Genomic DNA, 22,796 nt, shown 5'->3' with positions numbered 1-22,796 from the left:
CTCAGGTCACTTGCAGCGCGGGGCCGTTGACGCTGACCGTGTTGCCGGCCAGGGTGATCGTCGCGCCCTTGCCGTTGGACAGCAGGATTCCGGCGTCGGTGATGGAGATCAGCGCGGTGCCGTGCCGCAGGGTGAGGCCGCCGCCGGGACTGTCGTTGAGCACGATGGAGTTCTGCGCCGAGGTGGCCAGCACCATCACCGGCACCCCGGGCAGCGCGGCGTTGGCCTCGGCGGGCACCTCGTGCTTTCCGCCACGCCAGAATCCCAGCCACACCGCGCGTTCCGGGTCGCCCTCCTCGAACCCGATCCACACCCCGGCCATCGGCAGCGGCCGCACGTAGATGCCGCCACCGCCGGGGGTTGCTAGGGGGGTGGCCGGTTCGGCCCAGATCGCGGGCAGGTCGCCGAGCACGTCGGAAACCTTGACCAGCAACCGGCCCCGGTCCAGGGGGTCGATGGCGGAGACCACCACGCCGCGGTAGAGGCCGGTGAACTTCGTGCTCTGCTCGATCATGTCGGCACCTGCTGGGTGAGAGAGACGAGTCCGTCCCTGCTGAGGCTGAAGGTCTGCTTGTACTGGCCGCGCTGGAGGTCGTGGGTGACGCTGGTGACGTAGTAGAGGCCGTCGTAGGCGAGTCCGGCGCCGCGCACCCCGACCAGTTCCCGGGAACGCAGAATGTGCCCGTACCGCAACACATCCAGGCTGCCTTCGGCGGTGACCGCGTCGGCTTCCTTGGCGGTGGCGGCCAGGCCGAGCAGGCTCACCTCGGCGAAGGATTTGTTGGCGGTGCTGGGCAACGGGGCTTCTTTGAGCTGCGGGGCGGGTCGCAGGGCCAGCGGTGGGCGCAGCAGGCTGAGGTCGGGCACCGCGACGGATCGGGTCAGTTTGGTGAACGGGATGGTGATGTCCATCGTCCACCGGGTGCGGGCCAGGCCGTTCATGGTGAAGCTCAACGATTCCACGTTGGTCGCGGTGCCGGAGTCCACGGTCAGCGCGGGCTGCGGCACGCCGATCCGGATTTCCGGGCCCCAGTAGGCGACGCTGGTGCCGGGCAGCCGGTTGGGGATGAGGTAGAAGGTGTACCCGGCCTTGCGGGCCAGCGATTCGAGGTAGTCCAGGTCGGTGTCGGTCTGCACCGCGCCCTGCCCGGCGAGGTCGGGGATTTCCGGGATCACCGTGGGCACCGCGCCGGGCAGGATGCCGTACTTAAAGTACTTCTCCTTGGCCAGGATCTTGGCGACCCGCAGGTCCGGTGGCAGGAAAAGGTGGTTGTCCCGTTCCTTGACCAGGTCCAGCAGCACCAGTAGGTCCTCGCCGGTGATGGTCAGGGTGGCGGTGCCGGGTTCGGTGCCGGGGCTCATCGACTGGGTGGTGATCACGCCGTCCACCAGCACCTGTGGCAGGCCGCGGACCAGTGCCACCAGGATGATCCGGGTTTCCGGGTCGAGTGCGCCGGCGGGCAGCAGGGTGGTGGTGATCGGCGAGTTCCGGCTGACCGCGAAGGTGAGCTGGAATCCGGTGCGGTCGCGGGCGCTGCTGATCACCTTGGCCGACTGCAACGCGTCGGTGAGCAAGGCCGGAGCGGGTTGCACCGCGACCTTGCCGATATAGAGCTGGAGCTGGAACTCACCCGCCATCGCCGGTCCCGGGCACGCCGTAGGGCAGGGTGATCCGCAGCCGGCGGCCGGGGGTCGCGGTCAGCTCGTCTGGGTCGACCGCGCCGTTGGCGTCGGCGATCCGCCAGGCCGCTTCGGCGTCGCCGAGCACCTGGAAGGCAATCACGTCCAGGCGTTCCCCCGGGGCGACCACGTGGTCGGCGATCTGGCTGAGGTCCTCGGGTTTGGGCATCGGGCGACGGCGCAGGTGGGTGATCACCCGGCCGTCGGGCAGGGTGTGCTGGGTGGTCGGCACGCCGTGGTAGCGGCTGGACATCGGGATCACGGCTCACACTCCGGGAAGGCTGGGCAGGCCGACCGCGCCGAGCGAGTCGGTGACGAGATCGGCGAACAACTCGCGGCGGGTCTGGTGCCGCAGGTAGAGCTGGCCGCCCCGGTGGTCGAAGCCGAGGTCGTCCACGGACAGCACCTGCGCGCCCACGCTGACCTTGGCGCGGATCGGGTTGAGCGCGGTGTCGAAGGCTTCCTCGGTCACGCTGAACTCGGTGATCCGCACCGGCAGCACCCGTTTGGTGCCGAGTACCAACAGGGTCAGTGGGGCTTCCACCGGGGCGATGTCGATCAGTCCGATCCGGGCGTCGTCGTTCTCCCCGGTGAGCTGTTTCACCGTGGGCGAGAAGGACATCTCCAGTGCGGCCAGGATCGGGTGCAGTCCGTGTTCGGCCACGATCCGGTAGCGGTCGGGCTGGTCGAGCTGGTCGGCGGCGTCGAACTCGGCGTCGAACTTGTAGGTCTCCTGCGCGGGTCCCTTGAGCCGCAACGACTCCAGCCGGTCACCCGGGTTGTCGGCGGTCTGCGGGCGCAGGGTGCGGGTGAGCGTGTCCGGGTTGTACTGGAAGGTGATGACCTTTTTCTCCTGGCCCATTTTGGGCTCCACCAGGACAAAACCGCCCCGCGCGGTCTTCGGCGTGATCCGTGCGGTCATCGCGGCGCTCCTGTCGAACGGGGGGTGAGGTCGATCTCCAGGGTGAACCCGATGGTGAAGTCCACCGCGCGGTCCTTGCCGGGTTCGAGGCTGCCGTTGAACTTCAGCCGGAACGGGTCGCCGAGCTTGCCCAGGGCCGGGATGGCCGAGCCGAGATCCAGGCCGAGGTCGAGTTTCTGCGGTCCCGCGGTGACCGAAACCCCGTTGGGCAGCCATTTCGACGGCAGGTCGATGGTCAGGTCGAGCAGCTTGGGCAGCAGGAACTCGCGCAGATCCTTGTTCTGCGTCATGCCGTACCCGGTGATCCCGGCCATCGTGCCGCCGACCACCCCGACCGCGACCCAACCATCCGGCCGAAGCCCTTTGAGCACCTCGTCCTTGCGCTGGTCGGCGATGCTCTTGAGCTGGTTGACCTGGTTGGCGATCTCGGGCAGTTTCAGTGTCGCCTTGAGCGCGGTCTTGCCGGCCTCGGCATAGCTGTCGCTGGTGCTGGCCTCGCCTTCGGCGGGCACCGGGGACCGGCCGGACTGGTTCGCTTTGGTCACCAGCGGCGGCTTGATCGGCGGCGGTGTGCTGGGCGGCAAGGGTTTCTGCGGGGCGAGCTGGGTGAGGAAGGTCAGCGGGTCGATGCCGACCCGCACCGAGCTGTCCCCGGCGGTGGTCTCGGTCCGCACCCGCAGGATGTGCTCGGCGAGTCCGAAGGACACCAGCATCGCGCGCACAGCCTGGGCGCGTTGGGCGGCAAGGGGATCGCCCCGGCTGGTGATGACCAGGCGCAGGTTCGGCACCCGGATCAGGTGCCGGGTGATCACCCCGGCCAGCCAGCGGCCGGAGCGCTGGTGTTCGGCGGTGACCGCGGTGTTCTCCCGGCCGAAACCGGTGTAGTGCCCGGCCACGTCCAGGGTGGCGTTGATCTGCTTGAGCGCCTCGTCGCGGTCCTTGTCACCGGTCAGCGGGACCGCGCCGAGGCCGTCGACCGCGATCGGCCCGAGCGGGGTCCACGCCCTGGCCAGGCCGGGTGCGGGGGCGGGCGCCGGGGTGGCGGGCCGGGTTTGCTGGACTCGTTCTCCTGGCATGTCAGCTCCAGTTCCCGGGTCCGCGGTACTCGGCCGAGTGGTTGGCGTCGTCGATGTGCATCATGTCGCCGCTCTCCGCGCCGAAATCGGTGCCGCCCCAGCGCAATCCGCGGGCCCTGGCGGCGTTGACCAGCTCGCGGGGCAGGTCCAGGAATCCGCCGTGCGGGGTGCGGTCGACCTGCTTGCCGCCGGTCTTGTCCTGGAACGGGTAGTCCTTGTCGCCGAACACCGGTTGGCCGACACCGCGCAGGATGTCGAAGTCCTGCCGGATCTGTTCGATGCCCGGATCATCCGGGGTGAGCGGGGTGGTGAGCACGGTCCGGGACACCCTGCGGGCCGGGATCCTCGGGTCCTCGGTGCGGATCGCCGCGAAGTAGTCGATCATCGCGTCGTTCTCCTGGGCGATCAGCTCGAACTCCTGGTCCCGGCTGGGCGCCTTGCCGGGTGCGACCAGCCCGGTGTCGACGGCGATCTTCTTCGTGCCGTGCACCAGCGCGGAGTCGCGGTGGAGCATGCGGCGGGCGATGCGGTCGTAGACCGGGTCGACCAGCGCGGAAATGCCCTGCTCGCCGTCGGAGTGGGTGACGTAGACGTTGCGGCCCAGGTTGAGGTCCACCGCCCGGCCCCAGGCGTGCAGTCCGCCCGGGTAGTAGCCGAGCACACCGCGCACGCCGAGGTCGGCCCCGCCGTTGGCGGCCAGCGCGTCCGCCTCGACCTGCTTGAGCTTGCGCAGGAAGCGCGGGTGCACCGGTCCACGCGCGGCGATGGCCACGCCGAAGACGGTGCCGCCGACCAGGTTGGCCTTGTAGTCGGCGTAGTCTGCCGCGCCGAACTCGCGGGCCTTGGCGTCCAGGGCTTCCCGCTTGGCCGTGGCCTCGGCCGCCAGTTCCTCCGCGGTTTTCTTCTTGGGCACCGGTTTGGGCTTCTCGCCCTTGGTCTGCCGGGCCAGTACCGGTTGCTGTCCACTTCGGACAATCGGCCTGCGGCCGTCGGTGACGGCCTCGACCGCGGCCCTGGCCTCGCCCTCGGCGTGGTCGGACACCCGGCTCACCGGGAGTCCGGGGCGGGGCTGGGCGTTGCCCTGTTGCAGGGTGTGCGCCAGCTCGTGCGCGAGCAGGCCCCGACCGGCCATTGTGGACGGTTGGTAGTCCTCGGCGCCGAAGACGATGTGCTGTCCGACGGTGTAGGCGCGGGCGTCCAGGGCGTTGGCGTCGGCCGCGGCCTCGGGACCGGTATGCACGCGGACCTGGCTGAAGTCGGCGTGGAACCGGGCCTCCAGGTCGTGCCGCACCACGGGTTCCAGGGCCTGGCCCTGGCCCGCGGTGGCCGGGGTGCCGGGGTTGCGGGTCTGGTGCTGTCGAGTCATTCGACACCTCCGCGGACGGCCTGGTGCACGGACTGGGCGATGGTGGTGGCGAGTTGGCCGGGCCGTCCCGTGACGACGGCCCGGCCAACCGCCCGGCGGCGCCGCGCCGGGGCCCAGCGCCCGGCGGGGGCCGCGGTCAGCAGGCGGGTCAGTTCCGCGTGCACCGCCTCGGTGATCTCGGTGACCTGGTGGGGCTCTGCCACGCCATCGAGCACCAGGTGGTCGATGCGCAGTTCGATCCGGTCAGCCATGGCGGTTCACCAGCTCGAAATCGCGGTCCTGCACCGGCAGGTCGAGTTTGCGGAACTCGGTGCGGGCGGCGGCCAGCACCACCGGCATGGTGATCACGCCGTCGCCGCTGGCGGCCAGGAAGGCGGCGTTGAGCGCGATGTTGCGCGCCATGCCGCCGCTGACCTGCAGGGTGGCCAGCCGGTCGAAGTCCAGTTCGGCGATCGGGGCCTGCGGCGGGAATGCCTTGCGCCAGATGGCTTTGCGTTGCTCCACGCCCGGGAAGGGGAAGCCGACGATGAAGCGCAGGCGGCGCAGGAACGCGTTGTCCAGGGCGTTGCGCAGGTTGGTGGCCAGCACGGCCAGGCCGCTGTAGGACTCCATCCGCTGCAGCAGGTAGTTGATCTCGATGTTGGCGTAGCGGTCGTGACTGTCCTTGACCTCGCTGCGTTTGCCGAACAACGCGTCGGCCTCGTCGAAGAACAGGATCGCGCCCCCGGTCTCGGCCGCGTCGAACAGGCGCCGCAGATTCTTCTCGGTCTCGCCGATGTACTTGCTGACCACCGCGGACAGGTCGATCCGGTACAGGTCCAGGCCGAGTTCGGCGGCCAGCACCTCCGCGGCCATGGTCTTGCCGGTGCCGCTGGGTCCGCTGAACAACGCGGTGACGCCCAGCCCGCGGGTGATCCGATCACCAAAGCCCCAGTCGCTGTGCACCCGGGTGCGGTGCGCGACCTGCTCGGCGATCCGGTGCAGCAGGGTCAGTTCCTCCGGCGGCAGCACGATGTCGTCCCAGCCGACCTTGGGTTCCAGCCGCTGAGCGAGGGCGTCCATCCGTGGCCGGGTCCTGGCCAGGCAGCCCCGCCACAGCGCGCGTTCCCCGCCGCCGGCCAGCGCGCCGAGTTCGCTGATCGCCGCGGTGTCCATGGCGAACTGCGCGGCCAGCCCGGTGATCACGTGCTCGGGCGCCTGGGGCCCAAGGGCTTGTCGCCAGGCGGCGACGCGCTCGGTGGCGGTGGGCGGGGCGACGTCCACCACCACCGAGCGACGTCCCAGCTCGGGCCGGCTCTCCCTGGTGCCCAACAGCACCGGGCCGCCGATCCTGGACACGAACCGGCCCACCGGGGACACCGTTGGGGTCTCGGCGGTTCCCGCGGGGTCATCGCCGATGTCCAGGTACAGCGCGAGTGGCAGGAGCGCGGACTCCCGCTGCCACAGTCGAGCCAGCTCGTCGAGCTGTTTCGGTTGGTCCGGCAGCAACGCGGCGGGCATCCGGTAGAGCACCAGCCCCACCTCGGCCGCGGCCCGTTGCGCGATCAGCAGTTTGCTGGGCTCATCGGCCCCGGCCAGCTGCACCACGGCGCCGCCGCCGGACACCCATTCCGCGCTGACCTGTTCCTGCGCGGCCCGCTGCGAGGGCGGCAGCTCGACCCGTCTGGCTTCCTCCACAATGGACACCAGTGGGTCCAGTCGGTCGTCGAGGTGGTTGAGTCCCTTCAGGTAGCTGACCACCCGCTCGTCGGTGCGCAGCGCACTGGTGACCAGCGGCTGGCCCGGCAGCTGGTTGATCTCGATGAACTGCCAGCGGCGCAGTCCGCGATGCGGTGCGACCACGTCCCAGGCCGGCTCGGGCAGCACGCTGAGCGCGAGCCCGAAACTGGGGAAGCCCATGCGTTCGTTGCCGTGCGCGAGCGCGCACAGGCTGGTGATGGACGGATCCAGTTCGGCGGCCGCGCACAGCAGCAGCGTGTCCCGCTCGAACTCGGAGAGCCCGAACAGCTCGGCCACGGTCAGCAACGCGGGCCGGTGCTCCCCGGTCGCGGCCTCGGCCCGCACCCGGCTGACCACCTCCAGCTCGCGGGTGAGCGCGGCCAGCGCGTTCGGCGGCGCGGGCGGCGGTGGCGGCAGTGGGACCGGGGCCTCGGGTTCGGGGTCCGCGGCGAACCAGCGGGCCCGGCGCACCTGGGCGGGCGGCTGCGATGGTTGCGGCGGGGGCGGTGGCTGCGCAGGCGCACCGCGGCGGAGTTCGATGTGGTGGCGCAGTTTCAGCCGCAGCCAGGCCAGGGAGGCCCCCAGGTAGCGGTCGTTGGCGAGCTGCCAGCCCGGATCGGCGTTCACCGGACGGTCACCCGCTGGGTGTCGTCGAAGACCGGGATGACCGGCTCGCGGTTGACCAGGCGGGTGTCCACCCCGTCCACCCGGACCCGGGTCAGGTGGCTGCCTTCCTCGGCGAAGGGCACCCGGAACTCCAGGGATCCGGTGGCCTCGCGGAACTCCCGCGGCGGCACGGCCCGCGAGCCGAGCAGCAGGAACACCCGCTGCCCCGGCCGCACCTCGGGCTCCAAGGTGAGGTTGACCTCCACCGAGCCCTCGGCGTCCCGCAGCCGGTGCACCTCCATCGGCATCCGGCTGGTGATCCGCGGCCCGATGCCGACCGGGATCGCGTTGCTGTGCAAGCGATCCCCCTCGGTGCTGGTGAGCGAGACGGTCGCGGTCCAGAACCCGGCAGGTGTGCGCTCGACGTCGGCGGGCACCCGGAACCCGAGGTGGGTGGCGGATTTCTCGGTGATCGCCGGCTTGACCGGCGCGCCCAGCAGCGGGTGGCTCAGGCTGACTTCGAGGTCCGCTCCGGCCAGATTGGTGCCCCGCAACACGATCGCCTCACCGAGCAGTGCGGCCGGGTGCTCGTCCTCGACCTCCACCGTGTCCAGGGTCGGGAACCCGGTGCCCACCTCGGGCACCGCGATCGGTCCGCGGTCGTCCTCACCACGGCGCAGCACCGGCACCGGCGCCCGGGACTCGCGTTCGCTCTCGATCAGCACCACCCTGGCCTCATAGGCCATCGACATCCGGTACGGCGTCTGGAAGGCCGACCACAGGTTGGTCAGCTCATCGGTCCCGGCGGGCAGCGGCGTCACGCTGACCGACTCGACCTCCTCGGCCACCCTGGCGTACGGGGCCTTGCTGTTCAGCTCCGCGCCGCTGAGCACGGGATGGTCATGCAGGGCGCGCAACGCGCCGCCGAGCACCCGGTGCGCGACGATCTCGTCCCCGTCCCGGACCACCGGCGTGACCAGGTAGTGCAACACCAGCGGCAGCGGCGGGAACCCGGACTCGCCGCGCCGGGTGGCGTTGGCCGGGAACGGGTCGTTGCGCCAGGCACTGTCCACAGTGGTCTGATACAGGAACAGATTGAGCTGCACCTCGTGCCCGGTGTCGCCGACCTTGTCCGGCGGCATGGTGGTGGCGCGCACCCCGTCGTAGACCCGGTCCACACCGGACTGGAGGATGCCCTTGAGGATCTGGGTCACGGCCTCGATCACTCTGGCGTTGCTCATGGTCAGCCTCCCTTCCGGGTTCGCAGGTAGTCGTCGAGTTCCAGGACGTTGCGGCGGGAACCAGTGGTGCGCTGAGGTTTCGGTGATTCTGCTTGCTGGGCGCGGATCTCGATCCGGCCGATGGAGATGTGCACGGTGGGACGGCGGGGCTGGCGCGGCGGGTTGGCGGGCGGAACCGGGCTGGGCGGTACGGGCGACGGACCGGAGACCTCGGCGACGGGATATCCCGGCGCGGTCGGACGCGGCGATACCACCGGCGCAGCCGATTCCCGGGGGCCGTCGACCGGTCCAGGGCGATCCAGCACTGCCGCATGCCCCGGCGGGTCGAGCGCGACCGGGTCGCCGCGGTGCTCCGCCGCTAGGCGCGGTGACCTGAGCGGACCGGGTCGACCAGGCGGCACCGGTTGATCCGCGACTTCGGGCTTTTCGTTACGCACCAGGGATTCGTTCCACCTCGGCGCCGCGACCGGGTGCACGGGCCACGACAGCTCCGGCGTCCCACCGGACTCCGGCCGCGGCGCCCGAGGTTGGGTACCCGGCGTCGCCGACGGTTGCGGCGACGCCGGGCCAACCGGATGGCCCGGTTCTACTGGGAAGGCCGGACCACCCGGAGCACTGTGCTGATGACGGGCGGGCACAACAGACCCCGGGTGCTCGGCCGGTCGACCCGGCGCCCGCCCGCCATCATCGGTCCGGGCCAGGCCCGGCCGTTCTTCCGGTTCGTGCCGCAGCGCCACCGGTGTCTCGAACACCGACGGCAGCAGCGGCCGCACCGTCAGGCTGTCCCCGCCGACCAGCCTGCCCGCCAGATCCCCGCTCACCACGCCCCCGCCTCCAGGTAGAACCGCCTGCGCGCCGGGCTCACCGACAGCACCTCGGCCTCGGTCCAGCCGTAGGCCGAGGCCAGGGCGTGGATGTCGAACAACAACCGGTGCGCGCAAGCCTCGATCTCGGCCCACAGGTAGCCGCCGACGTCGAAGGGCGCCAGCCAGGCGTGACCGCACCCGGAGCAGTCCAGCGCCAGGGAGATGTCGGCCTGCGGGTCGACCTCGGGCAGTGCGCCCGCGATCGCCTCCAGTACCGAATCTCCCAGCGCCGCAACCGGAATCTCCTCCGTGTCACGCCGGGCCGCGACCACCGTGCGCCGCAGCAACGCCAGCCGGGCGTCACCGGTTTCCGCCGACACGGCAAGGAGGTCCGCGCACTGCACCGGGCGGAACTCCACCTCCACCCCGTCGGCCAGCAGCGTGGCCGACTCCCGGGGTGGCGCGTCGGCGCGCAACTCGGTCACGTCCACGGTCAGTGCCAACTGCTCACCACAGGCCGGACAGGCCACCTGGCAGGGCAGCGCACCGCCGAAGCCCTTCTCGTGCAAGGACAACAGCAGTCCCTCGCGCTGTCCCACGGTCAGTTCGTCCGGCCGGTCCCGCGCCACCGGCGACGGCCAGCGCGAGCGACCGGCGCACGGGTGGCTGGCCGAGCCCCGCCTCCCACAGCGAGAGCACCTCGGCCTCGGTGAGCATCGGCTCAGCCCGTCGGGTCGTCGAAGCTGTTGTCCGCGGCCACGACCACCGAATCGTCGCGCACCCAGCCCTCGTGCTCCAGCTTGATCGACTGGATCAGCACCGCGTTCGCGTTACCGTCCAAATCGGACAGTGGCTTGTACTCCGAGACCCACGCCTTGTGCAGTTCGTAGGAGAGCACCTTGCGGCCGCCGTCGTCGAAGACGTCGATCAGCAGGTCCCGGCGGAAGTCCTTCAGCGAGGTCTCCACCCCGCCTGCGGCGTTGCGGAAGCTCCAGACCTTGTTGGCCCACTTCTCGAACTCCGGGTCGAGGGTCACCCCGCGTTCCAGGGTGATGGCCTCGTAGTCGGTGCGGCCGGGCAGTTTGTAGCTCAGCGACGGGTCACCGCCGGAGCGGTGCTTGACCACCTCGGTGGTCCGGGTGAAGCCGGTGACCTTGGAGATCCCGGCGATGTAGTCGCCGTCGCCGAACTTCACCCGGAACCGGAAGTTCTTGTACGGGTCGACCCGCGTGGTCTTGGGGTTCGCCTGTGGCATGGCCGTGTTCCTTCCTACACCTGGACCTGGCCGGCGAGCTGCTGAATGTTGATCAGCACGAACTCGGCCGGTTTGAGAGGGGCGAACCCGACGAGGATGTTGAGGATCCCGCGGTCGATGTCGTTCTGCGGGTTGTTCTCCCGGTCGCACTTGACCAGGTACGCCTGCTGCGGCGTCTGGCCCTGGAACGCGCCCTGGCGGAACAGGGTGTTCATGAACGCGCCCACGTTGAGCCGCACCGAGGACCACAGCGGCTCGTCGTTGGGCTCGAAGACCACCCACTGGGTGCCACGGAACAGGCTCTCCTCCAGGAACAGCGCGAGCCGCCGCACCGGCAGGTACTTCCACTGGTCGGCCAGCCGGTCCGCGCCGGCCAGGGTGCGCGCGCCCCAGACCACGTTGCCGGTCACCGGGAACTGGCGCAAACAGTTGAGCCCCAACGGGTTCAGCCTGCCGTGCTCGGTGTCGGTGAGGTTCGCGGTCAGCTCCTGCACGCCGTTGAGGCTGGCCTCGGTGCCGGCCGGGGCCTTCCAGACGCCGCGCTGGGCGTCGGTGCGGGCCCAGATCCCGGCGACCACGCCGCCGGGCGGGAACTCGCGCACGCCGCCCTCCTCGGCCGGGTCGGCCAGGTTGACCCACGGGAAGTAGCCGGCCACGTTCTTGCGCTGTTCGCTACCGATGCCGAACGGGTTTCCGGTGGCGGCGGTAACCGCGTCACTCACCGTCTTGACCGACTTCGTGGTCTCCACGATGAACATCGCCCGGCGCTTCTGGCAGTAGTCGGCGGCAACGGGATAGACCGCGCCGCCCAGGCTCCCGTCCTCGCTGATGCCGGGCAGGTAGAGCATGTTGAAGATGTCGGCGCGGTCCAGTGCCCAGAGCCCCGTCTTGGTGTTCTGGTCCCCGGTGTAGCTGGCCGCGGTGAGCGCGCCACCCGGTTGTCCGCCGCCGAGCGGGGTCGAGTACACCGGCGGCGCTTCCTGCTCCGGCGTCGCCGGCGGGGGCGCCGGGGTCGGGTCGGCGAGCGGGTCGACGCCCTCGGGCGGGTCAGGGTGCTCCTGGGGCCGGGTGGTGGGTCCCTCGGTGCCGGTGGGCAGCTGCACCAGCGCCGAGGCCCGCAGCACCTTGTGCAGGGCGCGCGGATCGGCCGCGTTGGTCGAGACGTTGAGGTAGCGCTCCTCGGCTCCGGTGCCGTTGTCCCGGACGGTGAGGTTGTAGAGGGTGGCCGCGCCGGTGGCGGTGTCGTGGTCGACCCGGAAGCGGATCCGGTCGCCCCAGGCGCCCGCGCCCGCGGCGTTGAGCGTCAGGGTGTCGAAGGTGGCCGTTGACCTGGCCGCGCCGGTGCCGACCAGCCGGACGATTTCCGCCTCGCTGCCGCCGTTGAGGTAGAACTGGTAGACCGCGTGGCTCAGCGGAACGGTGGCGTGCAGGGCGCCGAAGGTGGCGGTGTAGTCGGCGAAGCTGGTGATGTGCACCGGTTTGTTGTCCGGGCCGCGCAGCGCCGCCCCGACGAAGGCCGCGACCGAGGTCGGCACGCCGGTGATGGTGCGGACCGCGCTCGGCAGCTCGTTGATGTAGACGCCCGGATAGGTCGGCTGGACCGGCATCACGTCACCCCTGGCCCTGGCCAAGGGCCTGGCGGGCCCCGGCCTCGGCTGCCTGGGTGATCGCGGCGACGTCGACCTGGCGGCCCTGGGCGAGCTGGCCGACCGCCTCGGTCAGGCCGGCGATGCGGCCGGTGAGCTGGCTGATGGTGTAGTCAGTGCGCCAGTCGCTGTGCGAGATCTGGGCGCGAAGATTGGTTTTCCTGCCGCTGTTGTTCGGGTTGTCGAACTCCTCGTTGAGGATGTCGCGCACGGCCCGATAGGCGTCGTCGTAGCTCACATCGTCTCCTTGGTTGTTCAGCCAGCGAGCCACACTCGCCCTGAATCCCGAAATGTCACCTGGCCAGCCTGCCGGATCGATCTTCTTTCTCTCGACCCTATTCCGAGCCCATTCCTTGTGCGCGATGGCCCATTCCGAACCACGTCCGATATGCCGCAGCAACGCGGCCACCCCACGCGGATACGCCTCGATCTGGGCCGCGGTCCAGTCATACGGCCGCTCGCCCGCCGACTCTGCCTCCACCCCGATCATGTACGGGTTCGCGTTGCTCTTCGGCAGCCCCGGCCAGTCGCCTTCGCCGGCATGGTTGGCCAGGCCGGATGCGATGACGAGCCACGTCCCGTCGCGACCGAGTCCCAGCTGCGCCAATGGTCCTGGCGTGTAGGAGTTGCCGTTCAACACGGTGCCCAGCGACGGATAGTTCCCTGCGCGCGGCCCGGCGGTGTGGTGCAACAGGACACCGCGCAGGTCGCGCATTCCGTCCGCGCCCCTGGTGCGCCAGCCGTTGACCTCGGAAACCTTCAGCCCGGCGCCGCGAAGCACATCGGGCAGCCAAAGCAGTCTTGCCATGTCACAACCCCCATCCCCTCGCGCACCGGACGTTGTGCGTCCAATTCACTCGTAGCGCGGCTTGACACCGAGGGTCGGGGAGAAAACCGGACCCGACAAGGAATTGCGGGAACGGCTGCCCCATCGGGAAGTCGGCCGAGCCTGAAAAGGCGTGCGAGCAGGAATTCCGCTAGGGGTTGTACGTAAATGTACGTAGCGATCGCCACCCGATAGAGTGCGCCGCATGCGCGTCGATCACCACGACGGCCAGACGGCCTTCCTCGAAGCGCTCTCCGCGCTGCTGGCGGTCTGCGACACCCTGGACGACACCAGGATGCTGGCCGCCAGCCGGTGTCACGGGTGGACGGTCGGCGACGTGATCGCGCACGTGCACCTGGGCCTGCAGGAGATGTTGCTGGGCCTGGTCTCCCCCACCGAGGCGGAGCCGGACACCGACGCGGCCGGCTACTGGCAGGGCAGGCTGCCCGGCAACGACAACGAGGCGGACCGGATCGGGCAGATCCAGTACGTGCGCAGGCTCACCTCGGCCTACCGCCGCCCCACCGGCCTGCTCGGCCACCTGCGCCCGACCGCGGACGCGGTGTCCAGGATGGTCAGCGCGCTGCCGCCGGCCACCGTCCGGTTCCAGGGCAAGGTGCTGGCCTCCGGGGACTTCCTGGCCACCTGGGCGGTCGAGGTGGCCGTGCACCACCTGGACCTCAAGCACGAGCTGACCCTGCCGCCGCCCGCGCCCGCCGCGCTGAAGCTGGCCCGCACCACGGTGGAATCCCTGGCGGGCGCGCCGATCCTGCCCGCGCTCGACGACGAGGTGGTGGTGCTGGCCGGCACCGGCCGGGTGCCGCTGACCGACTTCCAGCGCCGCACCGCCGGCCGCTTCGCCGCCCGGCTGCCGGTCTTCGGGTAGTTCCCCGCACGATCACCCCGATCCGGCTCGGGCGGCCGCGAAATCTCGTTGCGTGGTCATCCCGGGCCGCTGAGACTCCCGGCCATGGACACCAGAGCGAGCGGGCCACGACCGGAGCTGGCCGCCGGCTGGGCGCTGCGTGCCGCCGAGCCCGCCGATGTCGAGGCGATCGCGGAGCTGCGGGCGAGTGTCCTGCGCCCGGACCTGGAACGGCTGGGCATCTTCGACGAGCACCGGGTCCGGCAGCGGCTGCGGGATTCCTTCCACCCGCGGCACACCTCGATCATCGAGGTCGACGGCGCGTTCGCGGGCAGCGTCACGGTGCGCCCGGACGGGGACGCGCGGTGGCTGGAGCACTTCTACCTCGCGCCGGGCCTGCAGGGCCGGGGGATCGGCTCGGCCGTGCTGCGCACGCTGCTGGCCCGAGCCGACGCCGAGGGCGTGCTGGTCCGGCTGAACGTGTTGCGCGGCAGTGCCGCCCACCGGTTGTACGAACGCCACGGGTTCACCGTCGACACACAGGACCCGATCGACCTGTACCTGGTGCGCCGCCCGGCCGCTCAGCGTTCGTAGCGCAGCAGCACCACCCCGTTGCCGAAGCTGCGGCTCTCGGCCAGCCGCAGGTCCGTGCTCAGGTCCAGTTCCGGGAACAGCGGGCGGCCCCGGCCGAGCAGCACCGGGTGCACGTAGACCCGGTACTCGTCGATCAGGTCGTGCTGCCGGAACGCGCGGGCCAGGTTCGGGCCGCCGACGCAGATGTCGCCGCCGGGCTGTTCCTTGAGCGCGCGGATCTCGGCCGGGTCGACCTCGCGTTTGACCGTGGTGTTCCACTCCGTGCTGACCGGGCTGCTGCTGTAGACCCACTTCGGCATGTCCCGCCAGATCCCGGCGAACTCGGTCTCCGCCGGGCCGGCCTCCGGGTTGGTGTCGGCGGTGGGCCAGTGGGCGGCCATCAGCTCGTGCGTGACCCGGCCGTGCAGGAACATGCCCCACTGCCGGATCTGCTCGTTCATGTGCAGGTGCAGTTCCTCGTCGACCCGGTGCCAGTCGATCTCCCGGTCCGGGCCCTCGTAGCAGCCGTCCACGGACATGCCCATCGAAAAGAGGAGCCTTCTCATCGCTCCAGTATGCCGAGATCGACCGAGCCGCCGGGGACGACTTTCCGGGTGGCGCGGTAACTGTAGGCGAGGTAGACGACAAGGCCGATCAACAGCCACAGCCCGAACCGCCACCAGGTCTCGGCCTTGAGGAAGGTCATCAGCCACACCGAGAAACCCACGCCCAGCAACGGGATCACCGGCATGCCGGGGCAGCGGAACCCGCGCGGCAGGTCCGGCCTGCGGTAGCGCATGACCACCACCGCCAGGCACACCAGCACGAAGGCGAACAGCACGCCGATGTTGGTCAGCTCGGCCGCCTCGCGCACCGGCAGCAGCCCGGCCAGCACCGCGGCCACCCCGCCGATGATCCAGGTCGCCCGGTGCGGCACCTGGCGGCGCGGGTGCAGCGCGCCGAACCAGCGCGGCATCAGGCCGTCCCGGCTCATCGCGTACCACAGCCGGGAGGCGCCCATCATGAAGGAGAAGCTCACCGTGACGATGCCCAGCACCGCGCCGACCGCGATCACCGTGCCGACCCCGCCGAGCCCGACCGCCTCGAACGCCGCGGAGAACCCGCGCGCCGGGTCGACCTGGGTGTAGTGCACCATCCCGGTCAGCACGATGCAGGCCAGCGCGTAGAGCACCATGCAGATGCCCAGCGACAGCAGCATCGCCTTGGGCAGATGCCGTTGCGCCTGCTTGGATTCCTCTGCCGCGGTGCTCAGCGCGTCGTAGCCGAACACGGCGAAGAACACCGTGGCCGCACCCGCCACCGCACCGCCGAAACCGAAGGGCGCGAACGGTTCCAGGTTCGCACTGTCCACTTGGGTCAGTCCGACCACGATGACCAGCAGCACCACCGCGATCTTGACCACGGTGAGCACCACATCCACCCGCGCCGAGGTCCGGGTGCCCCGGTTCAGCAACCAGGCCACGCCAAGGCAGATCAGCATCGCGACCAGGTCCACCCGGTGTCCCTCGCCGGTGCCCGGTGCGCCCATCATCCACACCGGCAGCTCGATTCCCATGCGCTCCACCAGGAATCCGACGTAGCCGGACATGCCGATGGAGACCGCGGCCACGATCGCGGTGTACTCCAGCAACAGGTCCCAGCCGATGATCCAGCCCACCACCTCGCCCAGCACCGCCGAGGCGTAGGTGTAGGAGGACCCGGCGCGCGGCACCATGCCGGCGAACTCGGCGTAGGCGAAGGCCGCGCACACCGAGGCCGCGCCCGCGATCAGGAACGAGATCAGCACCGCCGGCCCGGCCACATCGCGGGCCACCGCACCGGCCAGGCTGAAGATCCCGGCCCCGATGATCGCGCCGACCCCGATCAGGGTGAGCTGTCCGAGCCCGAGCACCTTGGCCATCCGCGGCTGCCCGGTGTCTTCCAGGGGAGGCAGCGTGCGCCGGAAGATCCCGCGCGGCCCCGTGCCCAGCAATCCGTCGCCCACGCGATCACTCACCCTTCGTGTGCCAGGTCACACCGTGCCCCGGAGCTTGGCCGCCGGGCGGGCCTCGGGGGAAGGCGACTGAGCGCGACGAACCCTCACGCTCAGGCACAGCAGCGCTCGCGCAAGCACACAATCCGGTGGTGGAATATCCGAAATCGCTCCGGCGGGGTATGGTTCGGTCGTTAGCTTGATTTTTAGCGTCGGAGGATTTGTGGCAACCGGTAGTGTGAAGTGGTTTAACGGCGAAAAGGGTTTCGGTTTCATCGCTCAGGACGAGGGCGGCCCTGACGTCTTTGTGCACTTCTCGGCGATCAACGGGACCGGGTTCAAGGAGCTCCAGGAGGGCCAGAAGGTCACGTTCGACGTGACCCAGGGCCCGAAGGGCCCGCAGGCTGAAAACGTCACCGGACACTGATTTCGGTGGTCTGACTGACGTCAGGCAAGCCGGGCTGTCGCAGTTTTTGACAGTCCGGCTTTTTCGTCCGGAGAAAACGGGGTACCCCTCCGCATCTCCTCACAGGAAGCGGAGATCACCTCCGGTTAGAGGAGTGTGCATGCGCCGCCGGGGCCTGGCCGATGCGGTCCGGGCCGCTCCGGCAGCGCTGGGCCGCGCACCCGGCCGCGCACCCAGCCGCCCGCCGCCGACCGCGGCTGCCGGGTCCCGAGGCGGCCGGAGCACCCCGATCGGGGGACTTTCCCGGCCGGTGTGACCCACGCCTCACCCGGGTCTCCGAGCGGTTCGAGCTGGTCACGGGGGTGGGCCCGCTGCTAGCGCTTGGCCGCGTGATGCCGCGACAACACCAGCGCCGCGGCCGCCGCGTCCTGCACCCCAAGCCCCACGCTGTTGTAAACCACCACGTCACTCGGCCGCCGCCGCCCAGGCCGGGTCCCGCACAGCACCTCCCCCAGCGAGGTCAGGTCCCCCTCCCGCAGCACCCCGTCCGCCACCGCCCGGATGATCGGCCCGGCATGCCCGGTCGCCGTCCGCACGTGGTCGACCACCACGTTGTCCGCCCGGTCCAGCAACGCCTGATCCAGCTCATGCCGGTCCGGCGCGAAGGACCCGACGCTGACCACTGTCGCGCCCCTGGCCACCTCGGCGGTCGGCACCACCGGTGTGTGGCTGAGCGTCCCGGCGATCACCAGGTCCGCGTCGCCGACCGCGGCCGCCGCATCGCGCACCGGGATGACCTCGATGCCCAGCTCCGCCGACAGCTCCTCGGCCGTGGTGGCGCAGCGTTCCCGGTTCGGGCTCCACATCCGGATCCGGCGCAGCTTCCGCACCCGGGCCAGCGCGCGCACGTGCCAGCGGCCCTGCACCCCGGAGCCCAGGATGGCCAGGTCGCCCGCGGTGGGTTGGGTGAGGGCGTCCACCGCCACCGCGGAGGCGGCGGCGGTGCGGACCGCGGTCAGGCCGCCGCCGGCCAGGACCGCGAGGACCTCGCCGGTGAGGGGGTGCAGGACGACCAGGGTCGCGGTGATGACGGGCAGGCCACGGGCGGGGTTGTCGGGCTGGACGCTGACGACCTTGTTCACCACGCCGTGCGCGGTGGAGACCCGGCCCAGGTAGCTGAGCACGGTGGAACCGTCGGGGCTGTCCAGCACCGCCTTCTCCGCGACCAGGCCGCTGCCGTCGCCCAGTGCGGTGAACGCCTGGCGCTGGCTGTCGATCACCCCGTCGAGGTCGAGCAGGGCCGACACCTCGGCCTCGTTCAGCACCACGGGTCCCGCGCTCAACGTCATGTCCTCCAGTCTGGCCACAAGCCGAGCCGCTCGGCCACGTGGTTACTACCTGTGTCCAGGGTCCGCGAGGCCAACTCTCCGTGACGCTGAGCCCGAGCAAGAGTGCGCGTTGAGCGGCTTGCCCGCCCCGGCCCGGCCCCTACGGTGATCTGGTGGACACGACGACGTTGGCCTCGGTGGCATCGGTGATCGACGGCAAGACCCCGACGAGCGGAACCGAATATCTCTCCCGCAACCCCGCCGACCTGGCCGAGGTGGTCGCCGCGGTCCGGCTCGGCACCGCCCAGGACCTGGTCGAAGCGGCCAGGGTGGCCCGCAGCGCGCAGGCCGAGTGGGCGCAGGTGCCCGCGCCGGTGCGCGGCCGGGTGATCGCCAACCTGGGCCGGCTGGTCGAGGCGAACCAGGAGACCCTGGCCAGGCTGGTCACCAGGGAGATCGGCAAGCCCTACGCCGAGGCCCTCGGCGAGGTGCAGGAGATCGTGGACACCTGCGACTTCTTCCTGGGCGAGGGCCGCCGCCTCTACGGGCAGACCGTGCCCAGCGAGATGCCGGACAAGCAGCTGTTCACCTTCCGGGCGCCGGTCGGGGTGGCCGCGATCATCACCGCGGGCAACTTCCCGGTCGCGGTGCCCTCCTGGTACCTGGTGCCCGCGCTGCTGTGCGGCAACGCGGTGGTGTGGAAGCCCGCCGAGTACGCCGCGGCCAGCGCCGCCGCCTTCGCCGAACTCGCTTGGCGCGCCGGGGTTCCGGCCGGGGTGCTCGGTCTGGTGATCGCCGACGGACCGTCCACTTTCGACGGTCTCACGCTGGCCCTGGAAGAGCGGCTGGTGGACAAGGTCGGTTTCACCGGGTCCAGCGCGGTCGGGGAGAAGATCGGCGAGCTGTGCGGCCGGCACCTCCAGTCCCCCTGCCTGGAACTGGGCGGCAAGAACCCGATGGTGATCACCGAGGACGCTGACCTGGACCTGGCCGTGGAGGGCGCGTTGTTCTCCGGCTTCGGTTCGGCCGGACAGCGCTGCACCTCGCTGGGCACGGTGATCGTGCACGAGGACGTGCGGGCGGAGTTCACCCGCTGCTTCGACGCGGCCGTGCGCGCCGCGGTGGTAGGCGAACCGCACGGCCCGATCCTCTACGGACCGTTGCTGGACCAGAAGTTCGCCGACTCGTATGAGTCCACATTGGACTGGATTCAGCCGCATCACACCGTGCTCGGCTCCACCGCCACCGGCCGGATCAGCGCCGAGAACCCGCGCGCGGGCTTCCACGGCGAGGCCGAGGCCGGTCTGTACTACCACCCGGTGATCGTGGACGGGGTGCGCCCGGACGACCGGATCTTCCTGGAGGAGACCTTCGGGCCGATCGTCGGCATCATCGGCTACCGCGACTTCGAGCAGGCCGTCGAGCTGGCCAACGCGCCCGGCTATGGTCTGTCCTCTTCCATCTACACCACCGATCCGACCAAGGCGTTCCGGTTCCGGCAGCGGATCGGCGCGGGCATGGTCAGCGTCAACAACTCCACCTCCGGCGCCGAGGCGCACCTGCCGTTTGGCGGCAATGGCCGCTCCGGCAACGGTTCCCGGCAGTCCGGCATCTGGGTGCTGGACCAGTTCACCCGCTGGCAGTCGATGAACTGGGACTTCTCCGGCAAGCTGCAGAAGGCGCAGATGGACGTGGCGACCGTGGAGCCGGAGCTGGGCTACCGGCTGCCCGAGCACTGGGCCGGGCGGTGACCGGCCGCGCCCCGCTGCCCGCGGCCGCCGATGTGGTGGTCGTCGGCGGTGGGGTGATGGGGGTCAGCGCGGCCTTCCACCTGGCCGAGGCCGGGGCAGAAGTCCTGCTGCTGGAACGGGATGAGCTGGGTTCGGGCAGCACCTGCCGGGCCGCGGGCGGGGTGCGCGCGCAGTTCTCCGACCCGGTCAACATCGCACTGGGCCTGCGCAGCCTGGCCGCGTTCGAGAACTTCGCCGAGCGGCCGGGCGGGGAGATCGATCTGGCCCAGCACGGTTACCTGTTCCTGCTGGACGATCCGGCCGACGTGGCCGCGTTCGAGGCCAGCGTGACCCTCCAAAATGGACTCGGCGTGCCCAGCCGGATGCTCGATGTGGCTGAGGCGAAACGGCTGTCGCCGCTGATCGACACCGAGGGTCTGCTGGCCGCCGCCTACTCCCCCACCGACGGCCACTGCACCCCGGAGGCCGTGGTGCAGGGCTACGCGCGGGCCGCCCGCGGGCTCGGCGCGACCATCCGGCGGCAGTGCGCGGTCACCGGGATCGACACCGTGGACGGGGAAATCCGCGCGGTGCGCACGGACGAGGGGGCCGTGCGCACCACGACGGTGATCTGCGTGGCCGGGGCCTGGTCGGCCGCGGTCGGCGCGATGGCCGGGGTGGACCTGCCGGTGCGCCCGTTGCGCAGGCAGATCCTGGTCACCGAGGCGATCCCGGACCTGCCGCCGGAGCTGCCGATGACCATCGACTTCGGCAGCAGCTTCTACTTCCACGGCGAGGGCGCCGGGCTGCTGATGGGTATGTCCGATCCGGACGAGCAGTTCGGTTTCCACCTGTCCCGCACCGATTCCTGGCTGCCCCGGCTCGGCGCGGCGGTGTCCCGGCGGGCGCCCGCGCTGACCGAGGTGGGCATCGCGCACGGCTGGGCCGGGCTCTACGAGATCACCCCGGACCACAACGCGGTGGTCGGCGAGGCCGACGGGGTGAGCCGGTTCCTGTACGCCACCGGCTTCTCCGGCCACGGTTTCCTGCAGGGCCCCGCGATCGGCGAGGTGCTGCGCGACCTTGTGCTGCACCGGGATCCGGTGGTGGATGTGTCCGCTTTGGACGTTCGCCGGTTCGCCGAGGCCGCGGTCCGGCCCGAACACAACTGCGTCTGAGAGGAACCCTGGGTGGACCTGCACGAGTTCGACGAGTGGGGCCCGGAGAAGATCGTCAGCGTCTCCGACTCGCGCACCGGGATGCGTGGCGTGCTGGTCATCGACAACACCGCCCGCGGCTCCGGCAAGGGCGGCACCCGGATGGCCCCGGGGGTCACCGTCGCCGAGATCGCCCGGCTGGCGCGGGTGATGACCTGGAAGTGGGCCGCGGTCGACCTGTTCCACGGCGGCGCCAAGGCCGGGATCCGCTGGGATCCCAGCAGTCCGGACAAGGAAGTGGTGCTGCGGGCCTTCGTCCGGCGGCTGGCCGACCAGATCCCGTCCAGCTATGTGGCCGGGCTGGACATGGGCATGACCGAGGCGGACGCGGCGATCATCCAGGACGAGCTGGGCGACCGGGGCGCCGCGGTCGGCGTGCCCGAGGAACTCGGCGGCGTGGCCTACGACAAGATCGGCGTCACCGGGCACGGCGTGGCCGAATCGGTGGACGCGGCACTGCGCCTGCTGGAGCGCCCCACCGCGGGCAGCCGGATCTCGGTGCAGGGCTTCGGCGCGGTCGGCCTGGCCGCCGCCCGCCGCCTGCACGAACTCGGCGCGATCGTCGTCGCCCTGTCCACCACCGAGGGCGCGGTGCACGACCCGAACGGCCTGGACGTGCCGCACTGGCTGGCCCAGCGGGCCGAACACGGCGACGCCTGCGTCAAACTCGCCCCAGCCGCGCAGCGGATCGCCGCGGGCGAGGAACTCCTGGTCGACTGCGAGGTGCTGATCCCGGCCGCCATCCAGGACGTGATCGACGAGCGGCTGGCCGGTCGGATCAAGGCGAACCTGGTGGTGGAGGGCGCGAACCTGCCCACCAGCCCCGCCGCCGAGCAGCTGCTCGCCGACCGCGGCATCGCGGTGGTCCCGGACTTCATCGCCAACGCAGGCGGCGTGGTCGCGGCCGCCTTCGCCATGGACGCCCGCTACTCCCCGTTCCGCCCCGACCCGGCCGCGATCATGGCCACGGTGGCGGCCAAGATGCGCGCGAACACCGAGCTGGTGCTCACCGAGTCCCGCCGCACCGGCACCCTGCCCCGGGCGGCGGCGATGCGGCTGGCCCAGGACCGGGTGCGCACCGCCATGGCGTTGCGCGGCCGCCTGCCACGGGTCCGCTCGGCAGAATGACCGGCATGGCGACGATCTACCACAACCCCCGGTGCGGCACCTCCCGCAACACCCTCGCGCTGCTCCGCGAGTCCGGCGCCGAGCCGACCGTGATCGACTACCTCAAGACCCCGCCGACCCGCGCGGAACTGGCCAAGCTGATCGCGGCCGCGGGCCTCACCCCCGGTCAAGCGGTGCGGCGCAAGGAGAAGCTGTTCACCGAGCTGGGCCTGGCCGAGGCGGACGACGAGGCGCTGCTGGACGCGATGGCCGAGCACCCGATCCTGATCGAGCGCCCATTCGTGGTCACCGACAAGGGCACCCGCCTGGCCCGCCCAATCCAGCAAATCGAGGAGATCCTCTAACCCAGCCCCCACCCACACCGTGTTGGCCGTTGTCGTACGGCGAGTTGGCCGTTCTGGACGGCGAGTTGG

At 70.8% G+C, this 22,796-nt stretch carries 25 protein-coding genes; 8 read left to right on the top strand and 17 right to left on the bottom strand.

The annotated features are described in order from the left end of the window. Position 1: 1 nt before the first annotated feature. The 14 genes from MZC64_RS33655 to MZC64_RS33590 form a co-directional block, all read right to left on the bottom strand. Positions 2 to 514 carry a phage baseplate assembly protein V gene (locus tag MZC64_RS33655; protein WP_247763591.1) on the bottom strand — a complete coding sequence of 171 codons (513 nt, stop codon included), beginning with the start codon at positions 512 to 514 and terminating at the stop codon, positions 2 to 4. Continuing rightward, positions 511 to 1,638: a hypothetical protein gene (locus tag MZC64_RS33650; protein WP_247763590.1), complete on the bottom strand. Its 1,128-nt coding sequence runs from the start codon at positions 1,636 to 1,638 to the stop codon at positions 511 to 513. The genes MZC64_RS33655 and MZC64_RS33650 overlap by 4 nt, the downstream gene beginning before the upstream one ends. Then, the gene (locus tag MZC64_RS33645) at positions 1,628 to 1,933 is read right to left on the bottom strand and encodes a LysM domain-containing protein (protein WP_247763681.1); all 306 of its coding nucleotides are present in this window, start codon (positions 1,931 to 1,933) and stop codon (positions 1,628 to 1,630) included. The genes MZC64_RS33650 and MZC64_RS33645 overlap by 11 nt, the downstream gene beginning before the upstream one ends. Before the next feature lie 12 nt (positions 1,934 to 1,945). After that, positions 1,946 to 2,602: a hypothetical protein gene (locus MZC64_RS33640; protein WP_247763589.1), complete on the bottom strand. Its 657-nt coding sequence runs from the start codon at positions 2,600 to 2,602 to the stop codon at positions 1,946 to 1,948. Then, positions 2,599 to 3,678, bottom strand: a complete 1,080-nt coding sequence (locus MZC64_RS33635) for a hypothetical protein (protein WP_247763588.1) — start codon at positions 3,676 to 3,678, stop codon at positions 2,599 to 2,601. The genes MZC64_RS33640 and MZC64_RS33635 overlap by 4 nt, the downstream gene beginning before the upstream one ends. A gap of 1 nt (position 3,679) precedes the next feature. Next, positions 3,680 to 5,044 carry a DUF4157 domain-containing protein gene (locus tag MZC64_RS33630; protein ID WP_247763587.1) on the bottom strand — a complete coding sequence of 455 codons (1,365 nt, stop codon included), beginning with the start codon at positions 5,042 to 5,044 and terminating at the stop codon, positions 3,680 to 3,682. Further along, the gene (locus MZC64_RS33625) at positions 5,041 to 5,295 is read right to left on the bottom strand and encodes a hypothetical protein (RefSeq protein WP_247763586.1); all 255 of its coding nucleotides are present in this window, start codon (positions 5,293 to 5,295) and stop codon (positions 5,041 to 5,043) included. Before MZC64_RS33625 ends, MZC64_RS33630 begins: the two co-directional genes overlap by 4 nt. After that, positions 5,288 to 7,390: an ATP-binding protein gene (locus MZC64_RS48925; RefSeq protein ID WP_247763585.1), complete on the bottom strand. Its 2,103-nt coding sequence runs from the start codon at positions 7,388 to 7,390 to the stop codon at positions 5,288 to 5,290. Before MZC64_RS48925 ends, MZC64_RS33625 begins: the two co-directional genes overlap by 8 nt. Next, positions 7,387 to 8,610 carry a DUF4255 domain-containing protein gene (locus tag MZC64_RS33615; RefSeq protein ID WP_247763584.1) on the bottom strand — a complete coding sequence of 408 codons (1,224 nt, stop codon included), beginning with the start codon at positions 8,608 to 8,610 and terminating at the stop codon, positions 7,387 to 7,389. Before MZC64_RS33615 ends, MZC64_RS48925 begins: the two co-directional genes overlap by 4 nt. 2 nt (positions 8,611 to 8,612) lie before the next feature. Continuing rightward, positions 8,613 to 8,864, bottom strand: a complete 252-nt coding sequence (locus MZC64_RS33610; RefSeq protein ID WP_247763583.1) for a hypothetical protein — start codon at positions 8,862 to 8,864, stop codon at positions 8,613 to 8,615. Positions 8,865 to 9,427: 563 nt separating this feature from the next. Next, positions 9,428 to 10,045 carry a hypothetical protein gene (locus tag MZC64_RS33605; protein ID WP_247763582.1) on the bottom strand — a complete coding sequence of 206 codons (618 nt, stop codon included), beginning with the start codon at positions 10,043 to 10,045 and terminating at the stop codon, positions 9,428 to 9,430. Positions 10,046 to 10,137: 92 nt separating this feature from the next. Continuing rightward, a complete protein-coding gene (locus MZC64_RS33600) occupies positions 10,138 to 10,671 on the bottom strand; it encodes a phage tail protein (RefSeq protein ID WP_247763581.1) in 534 nt (177 codons plus the stop codon). Positions 10,672 to 10,685: 14 nt separating this feature from the next. Further along, complete coding sequence (locus MZC64_RS33595) at positions 10,686 to 12,278, bottom strand: phage tail sheath subtilisin-like domain-containing protein (protein ID WP_247763580.1); 1,593 nt, start codon at positions 12,276 to 12,278, stop codon at positions 10,686 to 10,688. A 4-nt stretch (positions 12,279 to 12,282) separates the two neighbouring features. Next, positions 12,283 to 13,098 carry an N-acetylmuramoyl-L-alanine amidase gene (locus MZC64_RS33590; RefSeq protein ID WP_247763579.1) on the bottom strand — a complete coding sequence of 272 codons (816 nt, stop codon included), beginning with the start codon at positions 13,096 to 13,098 and terminating at the stop codon, positions 12,283 to 12,285. 250 nt (positions 13,099 to 13,348) lie between these two features. Between MZC64_RS33590 and MZC64_RS33585 the strand changes: the two genes are divergently transcribed. Both MZC64_RS33585 and MZC64_RS33580 read left to right on the top strand, forming a co-directional pair. Continuing rightward, a complete protein-coding gene (locus MZC64_RS33585) occupies positions 13,349 to 14,029 on the top strand; it encodes a maleylpyruvate isomerase family mycothiol-dependent enzyme (RefSeq protein WP_247763578.1) in 681 nt (226 codons plus the stop codon). 84 nt (positions 14,030 to 14,113) lie between these two features. Beyond that, entirely contained in the window at positions 14,114 to 14,602 is a 489-nt protein-coding gene (locus tag MZC64_RS33580; protein ID WP_247763577.1) for a GNAT family N-acetyltransferase, read from the top strand. On the opposite strand, the gene MZC64_RS33575 is transcribed toward MZC64_RS33580, so the two are convergent. Then, positions 14,590 to 15,147, bottom strand: coding sequence for a dihydrofolate reductase family protein (locus MZC64_RS33575; protein WP_247763576.1), 558 nt, complete (start codon positions 15,145 to 15,147; stop codon positions 14,590 to 14,592). The genes MZC64_RS33580 and MZC64_RS33575 overlap by 13 nt on opposite strands. After that, positions 15,144 to 16,571 (bottom strand): amino acid permease, encoded by a 1,428-nt coding sequence (locus MZC64_RS33570; RefSeq protein ID WP_247763680.1) that lies wholly within the window; start codon positions 16,569 to 16,571, stop codon positions 15,144 to 15,146. The genes MZC64_RS33575 and MZC64_RS33570 overlap by 4 nt, the downstream gene beginning before the upstream one ends. 226 nt (positions 16,572 to 16,797) lie before the next feature. Between MZC64_RS33570 and MZC64_RS33565 the strand changes: the two genes are divergently transcribed. Then, positions 16,798 to 17,001: a cold-shock protein gene (locus tag MZC64_RS33565; RefSeq protein WP_185003781.1), complete on the top strand. Its 204-nt coding sequence runs from the start codon at positions 16,798 to 16,800 to the stop codon at positions 16,999 to 17,001. Positions 17,002 to 17,140: 139 nt separating this feature from the next. After that, complete coding sequence (locus MZC64_RS33560) at positions 17,141 to 17,296, top strand: hypothetical protein (protein WP_247763575.1); 156 nt, start codon at positions 17,141 to 17,143, stop codon at positions 17,294 to 17,296. Between the two features lie 58 nt (positions 17,297 to 17,354). Here the strand turns inward: MZC64_RS33560 and MZC64_RS33555 are convergent, their stop codons facing one another. Then, a complete protein-coding gene (locus MZC64_RS33555) occupies positions 17,355 to 18,329 on the bottom strand; it encodes an ornithine cyclodeaminase family protein (RefSeq protein WP_247763574.1) in 975 nt (324 codons plus the stop codon). Between the two features lie 152 nt (positions 18,330 to 18,481). On the opposite strand from MZC64_RS33555, the gene MZC64_RS33550 reads away from it, so the two are divergent. From MZC64_RS33550 to arsC, 4 genes are read left to right on the top strand one after another with little or no spacing between them, the layout of a single operon-like run. Beyond that, positions 18,482 to 20,059: an aldehyde dehydrogenase family protein gene (locus MZC64_RS33550; RefSeq protein ID WP_247763573.1), complete on the top strand. Its 1,578-nt coding sequence runs from the start codon at positions 18,482 to 18,484 to the stop codon at positions 20,057 to 20,059. Then, complete coding sequence (locus MZC64_RS33545; protein WP_308301100.1) at positions 20,056 to 21,216, top strand: FAD-binding oxidoreductase; 1,161 nt, start codon at positions 20,056 to 20,058, stop codon at positions 21,214 to 21,216. Before MZC64_RS33550 ends, MZC64_RS33545 begins: the two co-directional genes overlap by 4 nt. Before the next feature lie 12 nt (positions 21,217 to 21,228). Then, entirely contained in the window at positions 21,229 to 22,383 is a 1,155-nt protein-coding gene (locus tag MZC64_RS33540) for a Glu/Leu/Phe/Val dehydrogenase (RefSeq protein ID WP_247763572.1), read from the top strand. Positions 22,384 to 22,388: 5 nt separating this feature from the next. Then, on the top strand, positions 22,389 to 22,727 hold the full coding sequence (arsC, locus tag MZC64_RS33535) for an arsenate reductase (glutaredoxin) (RefSeq protein WP_247763571.1): 339 nt from the start codon (positions 22,389 to 22,391) through the stop codon (positions 22,725 to 22,727). Positions 22,728 to 22,796 lie beyond the last annotated feature (69 nt).

Source organism: Crossiella sp. S99.2 (genome assembly GCF_023094165.1).
In the GTDB taxonomy this organism is placed as follows: Bacteria; Actinomycetota; Actinomycetes; order Mycobacteriales; family Pseudonocardiaceae; genus Crossiella.
The sequence above is the reverse complement of the archived record's forward strand: the minus strand, read 5'-3'. Positions and strand labels throughout refer to the sequence as shown.

Bases quoted from the DNA above. Each gene is read 5' to 3' on its own strand.
- MZC64_RS33655 (WP_247763591.1), bottom strand. From the start codon at position 514: ATGATCGAGCAGAGCACGAAGTTCACCGGCCTCTACCGCGGCGTGGTG.
- MZC64_RS33615 (WP_247763584.1), bottom strand. From the start codon at position 8,610: ATGAGCAACGCCAGAGTGATCGAGGCCGTGACCCAGATCCTCAAGGGC.
- MZC64_RS33585 (WP_247763578.1), top strand. From the start codon at position 13,349: ATGCGCGTCGATCACCACGACGGCCAGACGGCCTTCCTCGAAGCGCTC.
- MZC64_RS33575 (WP_247763576.1), bottom strand. From the start codon at position 15,147: ATGAGAAGGCTCCTCTTTTCGATGGGCATGTCCGTGGACGGCTGCTAC.
- MZC64_RS33645 (WP_247763681.1), bottom strand. From the start codon at position 1,933: ATGTCCAGCCGCTACCACGGCGTGCCGACCACCCAGCACACCCTGCCC.
- MZC64_RS33625 (WP_247763586.1), bottom strand. From the start codon at position 5,295: ATGGCTGACCGGATCGAACTGCGCATCGACCACCTGGTGCTCGATGGC.
- MZC64_RS33600 (WP_247763581.1), bottom strand. From the start codon at position 10,671: ATGCCACAGGCGAACCCCAAGACCACGCGGGTCGACCCGTACAAGAAC.
- MZC64_RS33640 (WP_247763589.1), bottom strand. From the start codon at position 2,602: ATGACCGCACGGATCACGCCGAAGACCGCGCGGGGCGGTTTTGTCCTG.
- MZC64_RS33555 (WP_247763574.1), bottom strand. From the start codon at position 18,329: ATGACGTTGAGCGCGGGACCCGTGGTGCTGAACGAGGCCGAGGTGTCG.
- MZC64_RS33580 (WP_247763577.1), top strand. From the start codon at position 14,114: ATGGACACCAGAGCGAGCGGGCCACGACCGGAGCTGGCCGCCGGCTGG.
- MZC64_RS33560 (WP_247763575.1), top strand. From the start codon at position 17,141: ATGCGCCGCCGGGGCCTGGCCGATGCGGTCCGGGCCGCTCCGGCAGCG.
- arsC (WP_247763571.1), top strand. From the start codon at position 22,389: ATGGCGACGATCTACCACAACCCCCGGTGCGGCACCTCCCGCAACACC.
- MZC64_RS33595 (WP_247763580.1), bottom strand. From the start codon at position 12,278: ATGCCGGTCCAGCCGACCTATCCGGGCGTCTACATCAACGAGCTGCCG.
- MZC64_RS33650 (WP_247763590.1), bottom strand. From the start codon at position 1,638: ATGGCGGGTGAGTTCCAGCTCCAGCTCTATATCGGCAAGGTCGCGGTG.
- MZC64_RS33635 (WP_247763588.1), bottom strand. From the start codon at position 3,678: ATGCCAGGAGAACGAGTCCAGCAAACCCGGCCCGCCACCCCGGCGCCC.
- MZC64_RS33630 (WP_247763587.1), bottom strand. From the start codon at position 5,044: ATGACTCGACAGCACCAGACCCGCAACCCCGGCACCCCGGCCACCGCG.